12 protein-coding genes are annotated in these 14,651 nt (G+C 56.2%); 6 read left to right on the top strand and 6 right to left on the bottom strand.

Features of this window, described 5'->3' with window-relative positions:
• The 3 genes from RTS12_RS09250 to RTS12_RS09260 all read right to left on the bottom strand — a co-directional run.
• Nucleotides 1–759 (bottom strand): calcium-binding protein (locus RTS12_RS09250; protein WP_312527751.1); only part of this gene is annotated, 759 nt, incomplete at its 3' end.
• Between the two features lie 344 nt (nucleotides 760–1,103).
• Nucleotides 1,104–2,276 (bottom strand): hypothetical protein, encoded by a 1,173-nt coding sequence (locus RTS12_RS09255; protein ID WP_312527753.1) that lies wholly within the window; start codon nucleotides 2,274–2,276, stop codon nucleotides 1,104–1,106.
• A gap of 216 nt (nucleotides 2,277–2,492) precedes the next feature.
• Entirely contained in the window at nucleotides 2,493–3,470 is a 978-nt protein-coding gene (locus RTS12_RS09260) for a bile acid:sodium symporter family protein (RefSeq protein ID WP_312527755.1), read from the bottom strand.
• A gap of 111 nt (nucleotides 3,471–3,581) precedes the next feature.
• Here RTS12_RS09260 and RTS12_RS09265 point away from each other — a divergent pair, with 111 nt between their 5' ends.
• Nucleotides 3,582–4,295, top strand: a complete 714-nt coding sequence (locus RTS12_RS09265) for a FadR/GntR family transcriptional regulator (RefSeq protein WP_312527757.1) — start codon at nucleotides 3,582–3,584, stop codon at nucleotides 4,293–4,295.
• 15 nt (nucleotides 4,296–4,310) lie between these two features.
• On the opposite strand, the gene RTS12_RS09270 is transcribed toward RTS12_RS09265, so the two are convergent.
• The 3 genes from RTS12_RS09270 to RTS12_RS09280 form a co-directional block, all read right to left on the bottom strand.
• Nucleotides 4,311–5,639: a HipA domain-containing protein gene (locus RTS12_RS09270; RefSeq protein ID WP_312527759.1), complete on the bottom strand. Its 1,329-nt coding sequence runs from the start codon at nucleotides 5,637–5,639 to the stop codon at nucleotides 4,311–4,313.
• Nucleotides 5,639–5,884 carry a helix-turn-helix transcriptional regulator gene (locus tag RTS12_RS09275; protein ID WP_312527761.1) on the bottom strand — a complete coding sequence of 82 codons (246 nt, stop codon included), beginning with the start codon at nucleotides 5,882–5,884 and terminating at the stop codon, nucleotides 5,639–5,641. Before RTS12_RS09275 ends, RTS12_RS09270 begins: the two co-directional genes overlap by 1 nt.
• A gap of 92 nt (nucleotides 5,885–5,976) precedes the next feature.
• The gene (locus RTS12_RS09280; RefSeq protein WP_312527763.1) at nucleotides 5,977–7,245 is read right to left on the bottom strand and encodes a replication initiation protein; all 1,269 of its coding nucleotides are present in this window, start codon (nucleotides 7,243–7,245) and stop codon (nucleotides 5,977–5,979) included.
• 550 nt (nucleotides 7,246–7,795) lie between these two features.
• Between RTS12_RS09280 and RTS12_RS09285 the strand changes: the two genes are divergently transcribed.
• The 5 genes from RTS12_RS09285 (at nucleotide 7,796) to RTS12_RS09305 (ending at nucleotide 14,611) form a co-directional block, all read left to right on the top strand.
• A complete protein-coding gene (locus RTS12_RS09285; protein ID WP_312527765.1) occupies nucleotides 7,796–9,187 on the top strand; it encodes an AAA family ATPase in 1,392 nt (463 codons plus the stop codon).
• Nucleotides 9,180–10,262: a ParB N-terminal domain-containing protein gene (locus RTS12_RS09290; protein WP_312527767.1), complete on the top strand. Its 1,083-nt coding sequence runs from the start codon at nucleotides 9,180–9,182 to the stop codon at nucleotides 10,260–10,262. Before RTS12_RS09285 ends, RTS12_RS09290 begins: the two co-directional genes overlap by 8 nt.
• Nucleotides 10,263–10,582: 320 nt before the next feature.
• Nucleotides 10,583–12,187 (top strand): GMC family oxidoreductase, encoded by a 1,605-nt coding sequence (locus tag RTS12_RS09295; protein ID WP_312527769.1) that lies wholly within the window; start codon nucleotides 10,583–10,585, stop codon nucleotides 12,185–12,187.
• Nucleotides 12,188–12,608: 421 nt separating this feature from the next.
• Nucleotides 12,609–14,195, top strand: coding sequence for a flavin monoamine oxidase family protein (locus RTS12_RS09300; protein WP_312527771.1), 1,587 nt, complete (start codon nucleotides 12,609–12,611; stop codon nucleotides 14,193–14,195).
• A 23-nt stretch (nucleotides 14,196–14,218) separates the two neighbouring features.
• Entirely contained in the window at nucleotides 14,219–14,611 is a 393-nt protein-coding gene (locus tag RTS12_RS09305; RefSeq protein ID WP_312527772.1) for a cytochrome c, read from the top strand.
• Nucleotides 14,612–14,651: the final 40 nt, after the last annotated feature.

A 14,651-nucleotide genomic window follows, 5' to 3' on the forward strand; every position in this document is an offset into this window, starting at 1 on the left:
CCCATCATTACCGAAAAGGTAATCATTTCCAGCGCCGCCGAAGATTGTGTCATTGTCATAGCCGCCATCAAGCGAGTCGTCGCCACTTCCCCCGTCTAGCCAGTCAGCGCCGTTTCCGCCCAGAAGGGTGTCATTGCCCGCCCCCCCTTCCAGGGTATCAGCGCCATCGGCCCCGGATAGATAGTCATTGCCATCCCCCCCAAGAAGCCAGTCATTTCCCGTATCGCCATAAAGCTGGTCATCGCCGCCGCCACCATGCAGCACGTCATGACCTTCGCCGCCGTGAATCGTATCATTGCCGCCAGGGTTGGCGTCACTGCCGAATTCGTCGCCCCAAACCGTATCATTGCCGCTGCCGGCATCGATGGAATCATGGCCCAGGCCGCCCGCAATACTGTCATTGCCTTCGCCACCATTGATGTAATCGTCGCCAGTGCCCCCATCGACGTAGTCATCGCCATTGTTCGCGCGGATGGTGTCGTTGCCATCCTCGCCAAAGATGCGATCATCGCCGTGGTCGGTGTTGATCTCGTCGTTACCGCTGCCGCCATGGATGGTGTTGTTGCCGCTGCCACCACCGCCCCAAATGCGGTCGTCCCCATCCCCCCCATCAATGAAGTTGGCGCCCGATCCGCCATCGATCGTGTCATTACCGCCCATCCCATAGAGGGTGTCATCGCCCTGCCCACCATCGATGCGGTCGCCGTCTTCGGTACCTGTGTGAAGATCGTTACCGGGGGTAGGATAAAAAGTGGCCATCGTACAAACCTGAAATGATGAATTACCAACTGAATACGACGCTGCTCACCTTGATCGGCGTCGATCGCCTTGCTCGTCCGCAATTAAGGTCAGCCCTTAATTAGGCGCGTTGCGTTGGTCACATTCTCACTTGATTTGATATTTACGAAGCGATTTGATTTTAAAATTTTATCAATAACCAAGTTAGTAATTAAATATACCAACCTCCCAATCTATTGTTTAAATTTTAAATAAAATCAGGGACGTTAATAAACCTTATTTAAAAAATGATATGTTGATGCTGCAGATAAAAAGGCGGCGCAGACAAATCTGCGCCGCCTCTCGTTAAAATCATAAGCTATGAGTTAGATAAAATCGAACTCGTTGGCCAATAGAATGGTATCACCACCGGCAAAGGTTAACATTGTTCCGTCGCTGCGTTCGACTGCAGTATAGTTTCGCCCTCCGACATCAAGAATATCGATGCCTGCATCGAAACCGACGACAGTATCATGCCCATCACCCGCACGGAAAATCAGCGTATCGACGTGACCGTCGCCCGGCGCATTCCGGTTGTAATATTCGCCATTTGCGGAAATCAGGTCATTGCCACGACCACCGGTAATGGTATCGCGCCCCTCGCCGCCTTCCAAGGTATCATTTCCGCGCGAGCCCGTCAGCTGATCATTGCCCCAACGGGTATTGAAACGGATGCCGACGTTATTTGCACCGATTGAGGCATTGGCCGCAGTGACCACATCATTCGCGCGATGGGTCCAGCCATTCTCAAACTCGTAGAAGTGCAAGGTGCTGGTCACGCCACCCATGGTCGTCGTCGCCACACCACTTTCAGCGGTGGTGAAAGTCACGCGAGCGCCGGTCGTTCCGTTGGCGTTGACCGACCAGATGTTGATCAGGTCACCAATTCCTTCTCCGCCCTCGCCGCCATAGATGGTATCATTGCCAGGGGCGACGTTATCGCCCAATCCCCAGCGAATGTTCTCATTGCCCGTGCCGCCATAAATCAGATCGTGACCCGTGCTGGATTGAATGAAATCATCGCCGGCACCGCCATAGATCGTGTCATTGCTGCTGCCGCCGTCGATCACATCATCCCAGGCCGAACCGGTGATGTGATCCTTGCCGCCGCCGCCATAGATCGAGACGCCATGGGCCGGAGTATTCCCATGGGCCGGGGTCAAGCGCGCATCGGCGGCGGAAATCACATCCGCCCCGCCGGTTCCATAGAGACGCTCGATCCCGCGGAACGTCAGGACCTGATTGCCAATCGTGACCGTGCCATCCTCGGTCGCGGTAAAGCGAATGGTTGCACCGACCGAGCCGTTGATATGCAGCCTGTCGCCGCCCGGGTTGCCCGGAGTGTAGTAATTGGGGTCATAGCTTTCGCCGTCATTGCCCCCAAAGATCGTGGCATTTCCGTCGCCACGGCCCCAATAAATCTGATCATCCCCGCCAAGAGCGTCAATTGTGCGCCCATTATAGGGGCCACGAATCACGTCATTTCGAGCTGTCGGCATTCAATTCCTCATTTACTGCGCTACCTTAGATGTCTTTCGGGCCGCATGTCATGCCCTGCCCGATGGCGCTTTGTCCAAGGCAGTATCGACGCCTATATAACATTTCATAATTCAGCCGCGCGGGTCAGTTGAACGGATCGGCGCCCTTTGGCTTGAAGCCGAAAATCATCGGCGGATAACAGCCAAAGATCAGACAATGAGGAAGTCGCGGCATTCTTATCCCCGCGCGGGTTGAGCAGCACCGCCTTGACGCAGATAGCGACGTGCCAAAATTGCTCCCAGCATGATTTGTATTTGATTATACAGCATAATCGGCAAAACGATCATGCCAAACCCTGGTGCACCTGCAAAAAGGACCTGAGCAAGCGGCAATCCAGAAGCAAGGCTTTTCTTCGATCCACAGAAAACTGCGGCAATCTCGTCTTCGCGGGTAAAGCCCAAAAATTTGGCGCCTTGCGTGGTGAAAAGAACAACGACAATCAGCAAGATTGTGCAAATGACCACGGCAGCCAATAGCCCGCTAAGGGGCAATACTTGCCAAAGCCCCGCCGTAACCGATTGAGAAAACGCCGAATAGATGATCAGAACAATGACCCATTGGTCATAATTGGACAAGAAGGTCTTGTTGCGCCCCAGCCACCCTCCGATCCAAAGATGTGCAATCTGGCCCAAGCCGAATGGCAAAAGCAGCTGAAGGCATACATCCTGAAATGTCCGGCCCAGATCCATGGCCGAGGCTGCAGATGAATCGATCAGCAGGCTCATCAGCAAAGGCGTCAATAACAGGCCAAATACATTTGATCCGGCCGAGTTGCAGACAGCTGCTGGCACATTACCGCGCGCCATCGCCGTATAGGCAATGGAGGAGGACACAGCCGAAGGCAGCACTCCCAGATATAAGAAGCCCAGCATCAAATCAGCGGGCACGATGCTTTGTGGCAGCAGCCGAAGTGGTTGGACGATCAGAGGAAAGACCACAAATGTCGTTGCCAGAATGAACAGGTGCAATTGCCACTGCTTCAGGCCTGCAAGAATGGTTTTGGGCGACAATGCGGCGCCATGCAAAAAGAACAAAAGCGCGACGCCAAACGTCCCCAGCCCGTCCACAAAGACCGCCATCTGGCCGGTGGCGGGAAATGCGGTTGCAAGCACCACCGCAGCGATCATCAAAAGAAGGAAAGGGTCCAGTTTCATGACGGTCCAATCAGGCTAGTTTATGCCAGCGGCCAGCTGCGCGCTTGCCGAGGAGAGCGCTGCTGTGTAGTCCATCAGACAATTGGTCTGCAAATTGGTCTGGAGCACCGGGTGTCGGTAAAGCAGCGCATCACCACTGCCGAAGTCATCCTTTACCTGCGCGACAGGTTGGACAACGGCATCTGGCAGGCCCAAGAGCGTTTGCCAGCCGAGCGTGATCTTGCCATCCTAATAGGGTGCAGCCGCGCCACTTTGCGACGCGCCCTGCGTGATCTGGAAATCGAGGGGCTGATCTGGCGCCACCACGGCAAGGGAACCTTTGTGGGCTCTGCCCCGCATGGGCTGAACCGTCCACTTGAACGTGTGATCGAGACCGCATCTATTCGCGACCTGATCGAGGCCCGTCTGGTCTATGAACCCGCACTGGCTGCGGCCGCAGCCGAAAATGCCTCGCCTGACGATATTGCCTTGATGCGGCGGCTTGCCCAGCAAACCGGCGAGGCACGCGATTGGCGCGATTATGAAACGCGCGACGATGCCTTTCATAAATCCATCGCGCAGGCGTCGGGAAATCCGCTGCTGATTGCGATTTATGCCAATCTGGTGTCGTTACGCGGGCGCGCGGTTTGGCAAAGACAGCATGACGCCGTGTTTCGGCTGGCGCGGCGGTTGGAATATTCCACGGCACAAAGTTCAATGCATCTTGCCGTCGTGGATGCCATCACTGCCCATGACGGTGCAGCGGCCCATGCCGCAATGTCAGCGCATCTGCGCGCGATCCGTGACCTTTTGGCCCAATCCGCCAGCAGCCCAAACCGGGGGTGAGCGGCTTTAGAGCGTTCAAAAAGGAAAGCCCTTTCGCGACGCGGCATATTGGCGAATATGCTCAAAACGCAATCGCGCTGCGGATAGAATTGGCCCGCTGACGGTTCTGGCAAAACCATTGGGCAGGTTTGCCTCGACCTCATCGAAAAGAGTGGGCGAATATTGGACCAGCTGCGCAAATGCCCGATCTATCACCGCATCACCCAAATCGGCCAATCTTGCGGTCTGCGCAAAGTGGCGCGGGTGAATTTGATCTATCCGATAGTGACGACTGGCCCCGATTGCCGCCATTGCCATTTGCAATTGCTGATGCCGCACCTGCCCCGATGCTCGCGCGGGTTCCGCGCTTAGAATATCGTAAAGCGGGGTCATGCGAAAACCAGCCGGCTCTAGAAAAATCGAAAAGTTCTTGGCATGACCATCCGTCGCCCCGATCATCCAAAAAAAGATCTGGGCGGCTAAGAAGGTCGCGCGATCTGCTATTGCGTTCGCAGAGCCTGCCAATAACCTTAGGCAGTCCACCATACCCGGCCCGCCATCCTGTTCATATTTACGCGTCGAGGTGACTCCCATGGTCTGACACAGATCCTCTTGCGGCAGGCGCAAACGGCGGCCCTTGGACAATCTGCGATCAAAGCGCTGAATGACCAGAGCATCAAATCCGTCGAAGTTTTCAATGTGAGCGTCGTTTGCTTCAAAGCCAAAGGCACGGGCCAGACGCAGACATAGCAGCTCATTCTCAAGGCTCGTGCTCATGTCGATGCCATGCAGCAACTGCCCCATTCGGGTCTTGATCAAATGTGTGGTTGCGGTCAGTCCCAATGGCAAGCGCCATCCGTCATCCCACAAAAGCGAGGTCTTTTCCTGCGCGCCAGCCACCGAGATGCGAAAAGCGTGATCGCGAGACAGGCCAAGGGGATGACGGCCAAGCCCGCGCAACATTGTTGCGATCTGGTGATGGTCCAAAGGAATGCTGTCGGTCTGAAAAGGATCGCCAGGTGCTTCATCTTCGGGCAAGAACTGCAGCGCACCAACACAATCGCGCCCAATTACCGCCAAAAGCGCATGTGGATCATCCCCCCCTGCCCCCATGCGCTCGGCCAAGGCCCGCCGCAGCGCACCATTATCGGGCAGTAGATTGTCAAATACCGCCAACACTTTGGGCCCGTGCTGACGCTGATCCCCCAATGGCAAGGCCAATGACACTGCGAAAGCATGTGACCAGCCCAGCCAATCTTCATGATAGCGAAAACTTGTCGCGCCATCGCTTTCGCGCAATAGCGTGCCCACCCGTCGCCCGTTCATATAGACGGCCAGGGGAATATCGCGCCGACGTCGACCCATCAGAAAATATCCTCGATCTGCGCGGCAGATCCAGCGTCGCGGGCCACGAATTGCAAATCCATATCCAGCGCCGCCAAGAGTGCAAGCAATGTTGCGGCACTTGGATTTGTCACCCCATTCTCGATATTCGAGATATGGTGGGCGCGGATCCCGGCCAGGCTGCCCAACTCTGCCTGCGTTATCCCTTTGCTGCGACGAAGACGGCGCAGGATCTGGCCGATCTCGGCAATCGATCGTGGCGTCATGTCACCCCCATCTGTCTACAGTGGAATGTATATATCAGAAAAATACGCCAAAGTGTATATTAATCATTTATACACCATACTGTGCAAATGGATCAAACAACCTCGTCGAAGATGCCCGGCTCTAAATCTTCCCAAAAGGCGATGATGGCCTGAGCATTCAAAGCAGAGCTCCAGCCATGGCGGGCAAAGTCCGAACGGTCCAGTTCACCTTCGAGGCGCGATAGAAAAAGGCGGCGATCTGCGTCACGTTGGGTTGGGTTTCGGGCGTCAGCAATTTCGCGCACGCGCGCAATGCGGTCCAATCGCCAGCGCCGCTCGACATCGATGGCGCGTCTGCGCTGCGCCTCGACAGCCTCGGCCTCGCGACGCGCGGTATCACGCTGCTGTGCGGCAAGCAAAATCTCGGGTGAAGGCGATGCAGTGACCTCGTCGCCCAGAAAGCCGTCGCGCAGGGCCGCTGACAGATAACGCACCGGGCTTTTGACCCCCTGTTGGTTTGCCACATATTCCAGCTTGTCGGTGACGACCTCTTCACCATGCTCGGCAATCCACTGCCGCGCCAACCGCTCGCTGACGCCAAGTGCGGTGAGACGCTGGAAAGTCTGGCCCCCTTGAACGCCATCGGTCTCGACAGCGGCATCGAAGGTCTGAAGGGGGGCGTTTTCCTTGATCAAAAATCGCAACGCAACGACCGCCCTGCCCTCTTTTCGGGTATCAACCGTCAGCTCGATATTCGAGGTCTCGTTTACCTCTTGAACGGCAGGCTTGATGATCTTGGCATTCAGATGCTTGTAGTTTTCGTAATAGGTACTGCCATCGACCCCCATCAGGCGCCGAAACAGATCAAGGGGCCACCAACCGGTGCTGCCCGTGCGCACAAAACGATAACAGTTTTCATAAAGTGCCAGCGCATGACCGCTGGAAAAGCGCTTTTGGATATTCAGGTTAATCAGGGCAAAGACCTTTGGGTCATGCAGCTTTTCAGCCAGAGCGGGCGAATAGGAATATTCGCACACGCCGCCCCGCAAGCGCGCGTAAGACAACAGCGCCGAGACGCCCCACTCTTGCCGACCCTTGTCATCAAGCATGTCCCATTCGGCAACCGTCTCGGCAAGACTGCGAAGCGCTTGTTTGAGCGTCTCCATATCGTTGGAGTTATAGCCGATCATCATCGACAGCGTACGCGCGTCAATGCGATGGCTGGGCCGCGTCATCAGGTTATCATATGCATTCAGCAGCAAGACATTCGAAAGCTTGCGTTGCAGCAAGGTCAGCTTGCCCGACACATGAATTGCCGCCACATTCTTTTTGACCGAGCCACGCCGCAGCGCGCCTGTTAGGGCTAATTCCTGCTCTGCCATCTGTTCCTCAAACCTGCTCGCGACCCGTGTGCCGGATTCTATGCCCTAGTATTGCAGAACAGGCACCCATCATCAAGAATTTGATGGGTGCCTATGAGACGCAAGAGGCCATCCCGTAAATGGATACCTATTCCGTAGGCAGGAGATTGAAAGGGACCCATTTGCGGGTTTACTCGATCCCGATCTGCCTTCGGCCGGCTCCCTATCTGGCTGATTTCGCCCAAGACCGTATCTTGATACCAGAAATCCCGAGAATCAGAGCCTTTCCCCCTGTAAATGGGTTCTCATCGCACCGTATAAGGGTGCCCATCGTACCGTATCAGGGTACCCGCTTTCCAAAAATATATTTAAAATCAATGATGAGCTCGTGGTAAAGATCTTAAAGGATCTTAAAGAATCTCAACTATATTGGTGTGTGCCATTTACGGTTTTTGTGGGTTTCGCTGCGAAACCCATGCTTAGGACAGATTTGTTTCCATCTGCTTCGCGCATGTGCGATAGTTACCGATATAAGCTATAAAAATCGGCACATCACACAGGCAAGCGCAATATGTCGAAGAAACCGGAAAGTACCCTGCCCCCCTATTTTTCTCTAGACCCAGAAGAAGCCGCCGCCCGCTTGGGAGAGCCTATCGACACTGCCCGATTCGCGAAAGCAGCGGCTTTTGCCGCGCGCGGGCGGGTTGATCTAGCAAAGCGCGGCTATGCCCCTGATGGCACGAAGCGTTTGCGGCTGTTCTCGACTTGGGAGATCTGCAAATATCTGATCCCCGTTGCCGCCGCGCATTTGCGGCGCGTGTTGAAGCAGAATCCCGATTTGCCCCAGGGGATTGGTGAGGGCGGGACAAAATGGTTTTCCCTCGAAGAGGTCATGTTGCTGCGCGATCACTTTGCGCAAGAAGGGGCCAGCACCAAGGAATACCGCCCCTATCGCCCCAAGGGCTTGCCCGCCAAGGTAATTGCGGTGGCCAACTTCAAGGGCGGAGTCGGTAAGACGTCGACGGCTGCCCATCTTGCGATGTCGGCCGCGCTTGATGGCTACCGCGTCCTGGTCATCGACCTGGATAGCCAGGGCTCGATGACCTCCATCATGGGGGGAAAGGTGCCGGATGAATGGCAGACCGTTTTCCCGCTGATGGCCAAGGATTACGCGCTGGCCTTGCTGGCTGAAAACAAGGTGCGCGAGGCGCAGGGCGAAAGCCCCCTGCCCTTCGACGAAACCTTGTCCGAGGCGCTGAAGATCACCGCAAGTGATGTCATACAGAAAACTCATTGGCCAAACATCGATTTGATAGGTGCGCAGCTTAACCTTTATTGGGCAGAGTTTCAGATCCCGGTCTGGCGGATGGCGTTGCGAGGCTGGCCGCTTTGGGATGCATTGACAGGCTTTCTAGAGCGCGAGCATGTGCTTGATAACTACGACATCATCTTGCTCGATACGCCGCCGGCCCTTGGCTATCTGACCATCAACGCGCTGGCAGCCGCTGATATTTTGCTGGTTCCGCTCGGTGCCTCTTTCCTGGAGTTCGATTCCACCGGTCGCTTTTTCGACATGCTCTATTCGACCTTTGCCAGCATTGAGGATGGCGAAAACTCGGTGCGCAGGCGTCAGGGATTGCCTGAAATGAAGTTCGAATGGGATGTCGTGCGCGCCATCATCACGCGCTTTGATGCGGGTCAGCAAACCAACCTTGCCAATGTCATCAACGCCTATTTTGGTGATTTCATGACCACCTATCGCCAGGATTTTACGGCCTTGGTTGGGCAAGCTGGCGAGCAGGTTAATGGTATCTATGAAGCAGATTACCGCGACTTTAACCGCGACACCTATGTTCGTGGCCGCGAGGCATTCGATCGCACCTATGCCGAGGTCAAAGAACTGCTGATAGGTGCCTGGTGGCGGGATCAGGCGATGATGGATAAGGAGAATGAGCGTGGCTAAGCGTCGTCAGCTGCAAGCCCCAACCCGAGAGGAATTGCGGGCAATTGAAGAAGGTTTCGCGCGCGAAACCCTGCGTGAGCCTTTATCCATGTCGATGCCGATTGCCTCGGTCGCTGCCGAGGCCGCGGCACTGATGCCGGTCGCCTCAGTCGAAGAGCGCAGCGAGGCAGCCCGCAATCGCCGTGACGCCGAAACCTTGCGGGATGCGGATGCGCGTGGCCTGTTGGCGCATGAAGTCGCGCTTTCGGCGATTGGCAGCGAAGAGATGGTGCGCGATCGCATGGCGCTTGATCCCGAGGAAATGTCCGAGCTGCGCACCTCGATCCAGACGCACGGGCTGCGCTTGCCAATCGAGGTTTTCGAGCTGGCGGTTCCACGTGCCGGGGTTATCTATGGTTTGATTTCCGGCTATCGCAGGCTTGCCGCTTTCCGGGCCTTGCTTGCCGAGACTGGAAGCGAACTCTATGCCCGCATTCCTGCCATTGTTCGCAAGCCAGATGGCGCCGCCAATGCCTTTGTCGCAATGGTCGAAGAAAACGAGATCCGCTCGGGGTTAAGTCAGTATGAACGGGGCAGGGTTGCGGTTGTTGCTACCGAAAATGGGGCCTTCACCTCGGTAGATGCGGCAATCGACGCGCTGTTTGCGTCGGGATCCAAGGCAAAGCGGTCAAAGCTACGCTCGTTCGCATGGGTTCATGAAGAGCTTGGCGATCTGTTAAACTACCCGCAAGCTTTGTCCGAGCGTCAGGGGCTAAGACTTGCTGGCGCCTTACGGGCTGGGGATGCTGACCAGTTGCGTCAGGCGCTTGCATCGGGTGTAGCCGGGGATGCAGACGAGGAATGGCGTAGGCTTGAAGCGGTGATCCTTCAGGCCGAAGATGCACCACGCGATACCAGCCGAGGCGGGCGGCCGCGCCGTACGACCGCGCCAATGCGCGTCATCGAGCTGAGAAATGGCCTGACAATCCGACATGAGACCGGCTCCAAGGGACATACCATTCATATCGATGGTGCGATTGATCCGCAGCTGATCGAACAGGCCATACGCTCACTCGAGAATATCCTTGACCGTTAAGTGACTTTGGGGGTTTCGCACGCGAAACCCCCACTGAATGACGTTAACAGGGGGCGTGCTAATGAAAGGTACCCATTTACAGGGCGAGCATTCGCTGGCCTGATGTCGCGGTCAAACCTGGCCCCAAAAGATCGCGCTAGACGGCAAGCAACACGATCGACAATGTAGGCACAGCGGATCTTGGCGAGGAGGCCAAAGATGTCCTTGGGCAGGTTGGATCGATGGTTCAGGCACCATACCGCGGCTGTTCGCGCGTGGCCGCTTTCCGGCTCAGTGCACGCGCCCGCTCTCAGCTCTCATAATCGCTCGGGTGGATGTGAATGAAGATCGAAGCTTTCGACTACATCATTGTCGGTGGCGGTTCGGCGGGTTGTGTGATTGCGGCGCGATTAAGCGAAAATCCCAACCTGCGCGTCTGCCTGATCGAAGCCGGGGGCAGGGACAGCCATCCCCTCATTCACATGCCTGTTGGGTTTGCAAAGCTGACCTCTGGTCCCATGACATGGGGGCTCACGACTGCTCCGCAACAGCACGCAAACAACCGCGAAATCCCATATGCACAGGCCCGTGTACTTGGCGGCGGATCGTCCATCAACGCCGAGGTGTTTACCCGAGGCCATCCAAGCGATTACGATCGTTGGGTCGATGAAGGCGCAACGGGCTGGGGTTTTGCCGATATAAAACCCTATTTTCTGAGGTCCGAGGGCAATTCCATGTTTTCCGGTGAATGGCACGGCACCGACGGGCCGCTTGGGGTGTCAAACGCCGGATATCCAAGCCAACTAAGCCGCGCTTTCGTCAAAAGCTGTCAAGAGGCAGGCCTTCCTTATAATCCTGATTTCAATGCTGCGGTGCAGCAAGGGGCAGGGCTCTACCAGACGACCACACGAAACAACCGGCGCTGCTCGGCTGCGGTCGGATACCTGCGCCCGGCACTGTCACGTACCAATCTGAAGGTCGTGACCCGGGCGACGGTTCTGCGGATCGTTTTCGAGGGGCGTCGCGCGGTCGGAATCGAATATCTCGCCAATAAAGCCAGCCAGCCCCAAGTCGCACGCGCCGAACAAGAGGTCATCGTGACCGCCGGCGCGATTGGATCGCCCAAGCTGATGATGCTGTCTGGCGTTGGCCCGGCCGAGCATCTGCAAGCGCACGGGATCGACATTGTGCAGCATTTACCTGGCGTCGGCCAGAACCTCCAAGATCACTTTGGCATCGATATCGTCGCCGAACTCAAAGGGCATGAAAGCCTCGACAAATACAGCAAGCTGCATTGGATGCTCTGGGCGGGCCTTGAATACTTGCTGTTTCGCAATGGCCCGGTCGCCTCCAATGTGGTTGAGGCTGGGGCTTTCTGGTATGCTGGTCCCGGCCTGAGCTGCCCGGACCTTCAGTTTCACTTTCTGGCCGGGGCAGGGGCCGAGGCAGGGGTTCCCTCGGTGCGCAAAGGCCGTTCGGGTATCACGCTTAACAGCTACACCCTGCGGCCCAAATCGCGCGGGTCGGTGACACTGCGCAACTCAGATCCGCGCGCCTTGCCGATGATCGATCCGAACTTTCTCGCTGATCCCGACGATGTGCGTGTCTCGGTCGAGGGGATTCGCATCAGTCGCGACATTCTCGCTCAGGCGTCACTGAGTAAGTATATCCACGAGGTCAGCTATCCCGATACCAAGACCACAACCCAAGCGGACCTCGAGGCCTATGCCCGGCAATATGGGCGCACCTCCTATCACCCGGTCGGTACGTGTAAAATGGGCGGCGACGAGATGTCCGTGGTCGGCCCGGATTTGCGTGTTCACGGGCTCGAGGGGCTGCGCATCTGTGACAGCTCCGTCATGCCGTCTTTGATCGGCTCTAACACCAACGCGCCCACGATCATGATTGCCGAGCGTGCGGCAGATCTCCTTCGCGGTCCCCACTGACCTCTGTACCCCCAAACTGGCTCCTTAAGCCTGAGCAAGGCAAACAGCCTCGCACGCCCCAATCTAGGGGCTAGGTTCGGCCTTTCTTCATCATCAAAATACCCATCTTTGCGACCACGCACTCTGGGGGATCGCAGCTCTGCACGTCCATCTCACCAACTCGGACCGGCGGCTGGTTGGGATACGATGATGAATTGTCCATTTGACCGAACTGTGGCAATATTTCGCAGGCTGATTTGAATTCAAATTTCCGATACTCGGCCTGCTTTGCGTCAGAGTTGCCTACCTTTCTTATCCTAAAGCAATGATAATACGCCAAAATTCTGTCAACTCGATATAAGATCTTGTCTTTGCCTTAGGAACGGGTCCAGAGAGAGCGTGTCAAAATGTCGCAAGACTTTTGTGTGAAGGAGAGATGCGCATGTCAGAGATTTCAAATGGAATGTCGCGGCGTAACCTGCTGGCCATGGTCGGTTTCGCCGCCGGTGCCTCAGCAATGTATTCGGCTATGGCCGGTATGGGTTACGCAGGCACTTCCGATTACAAGGGACCGGTCAAGCTTGAGGGCGATGTCAAAGGGACGTCGGTTCTGATCCTTGGCGCGGGTCTTGCTGGTATGACCGCAGCATACGAGCTGCGCAATGCCGGTTATAAAGTCCAGGTTCTGGAATATCGCGAAAAAGCTGGTGGCCGTTGCTGGACGCTGCGTGGCGGCGATGTTTACACCGAACTCGGTGGCTTCAAGCAAGAGGTCAAATTCTCGGAAGGGAACTACCTCAACCCCGGCCCGTGGCGCATTCCGTCGGACCACTATGCAGTTTTGGACTATTGCAAGCGTTTCGGCGTCAAGCTCGAGCCGTTCATCCAGCAAAACTATAACGCCTATCTGCACAGCACCGATGCGTTCAACGGTGAGCCGCAGCGTTTCAAAAAGATCCAAGCCGATTACCGCGGCCAGATCTCCGAGCTTCTGGCGAAAGCCGTCCATCAGGACAAGCTTGACGAGCTGGTGACCGACGAGGATGCAGCAATTCTGGTGGAATCGCTCAAGAACTACGGTGTTCTGAACGACGATCTGGAATATGTGAAATCTGACGCAACCTCGGGCTACCGCGGTTGGGAAAAAGAGCCGGGTGGCGGCGTTGGTGCTGCTCCGGTCGCATCCGAAATCATCTCGTTGAAAGACATCCTGCAGGGTCGCCTGTGGAATGATCTGATCACGGGTGAATCGATCGACCACCAGGCTGCAATCTTCCAGCCGATCGGCGGCATGGATATGATTGCTCAAGGCTTTGAAAAAGAAGTCAAAGACCTGATCACCTACAATGCCAAGGTCATCAAGATCCGTGGCGGTGACAACGGCGTTGAAGCGACTTATGTCGATTCCAACGGCGGCACCGAAGAAAAGACCGTCAAGGCCGATTACTGCATCTGCACGATCCCCTTCTCGGTTCTGGGTCAGATCGATCACAATTTCGGCTCGGAAATGACCGCTGCGATTGATGACGTGTCCTATGCGTCCTCGGTCAAAGTTGGCCTCGAATTCAAGCGCCGCTTCTGGGAGCAGGACGAGCAGATCTTCGGTGGCATTTCCTATACCAATACCCCGATCACGCTGATCTCGTATCCGTCGACCAACTTCTTCAGCGATGGCCCTGGCGTTTTGCTGGCTGCCTATTCCTGGGGTGCGGCCTCGTATCAGTTCAATGCGGTCCCCGCAGAAGAGCGGATCGAGAAAGCGCTGGAATTCGGCTCGCTCATCCACAAGCAATATCGCGATGAATATTCGAACGGTGTTGCCGTTGCATGGCACCGCGTGCCGTGGACGCTTGGCTGCTACGGCGAATGGCGCGACATGGACGCCCATTACGACAACGCATGCAAGATGGATCAGCGTACGCTGATGGCGGGCGAGCATATCTCCTATCTGCCGGCATGGCAGGAAGGCGCTATCTTGTCCTCGCTCAATGCCATCGAGCGTCTGCACAAACTCGTCACCGGCGCGTAAGCGGAAACGAAGGGAAACTAGCTATGAAACGTCAAATCTCTTTGGCCGTTTTCGCCGCTGCCCTTGCGGTTTCGGGTGCGGCTTTCGCTCAGGACTTCGTCCAAAGCGGTGCGGCTGCCGGACTTCCGCAAAAGGAAGGCAAAGAAATCTACAACGCAATCTGCTCGGCATGCCACATGCCGGACGGGCAGGGCGCTGTTGGTGCGGGCCACTATCCGGCACTTGCCAAGAACGAGTTCGTCGAATCCCCCGAGGCCGTCACGGCCTGGGTGATCAACGGCTACAAAGGCATGCCTCCGCTGGGTGGCGTTCTTGATGACGCTCAAATTGCCGAAGTTGTGAATTACGTTCGCCACAATCTTGGTAATAACTATGAGGGCGAGACTACGGCCGAAGAAGTCGCCGCAGCTCGTTGATGATGGAAGGGCCCCTCGGGGCCCTTTTTTCACCGCGTTA

The organism is Paracoccus sp. (in: a-proteobacteria) (assembly GCF_032007265.1).
Lineage (GTDB): Bacteria > Pseudomonadota > Alphaproteobacteria > Rhodobacterales > Rhodobacteraceae > Paracoccus.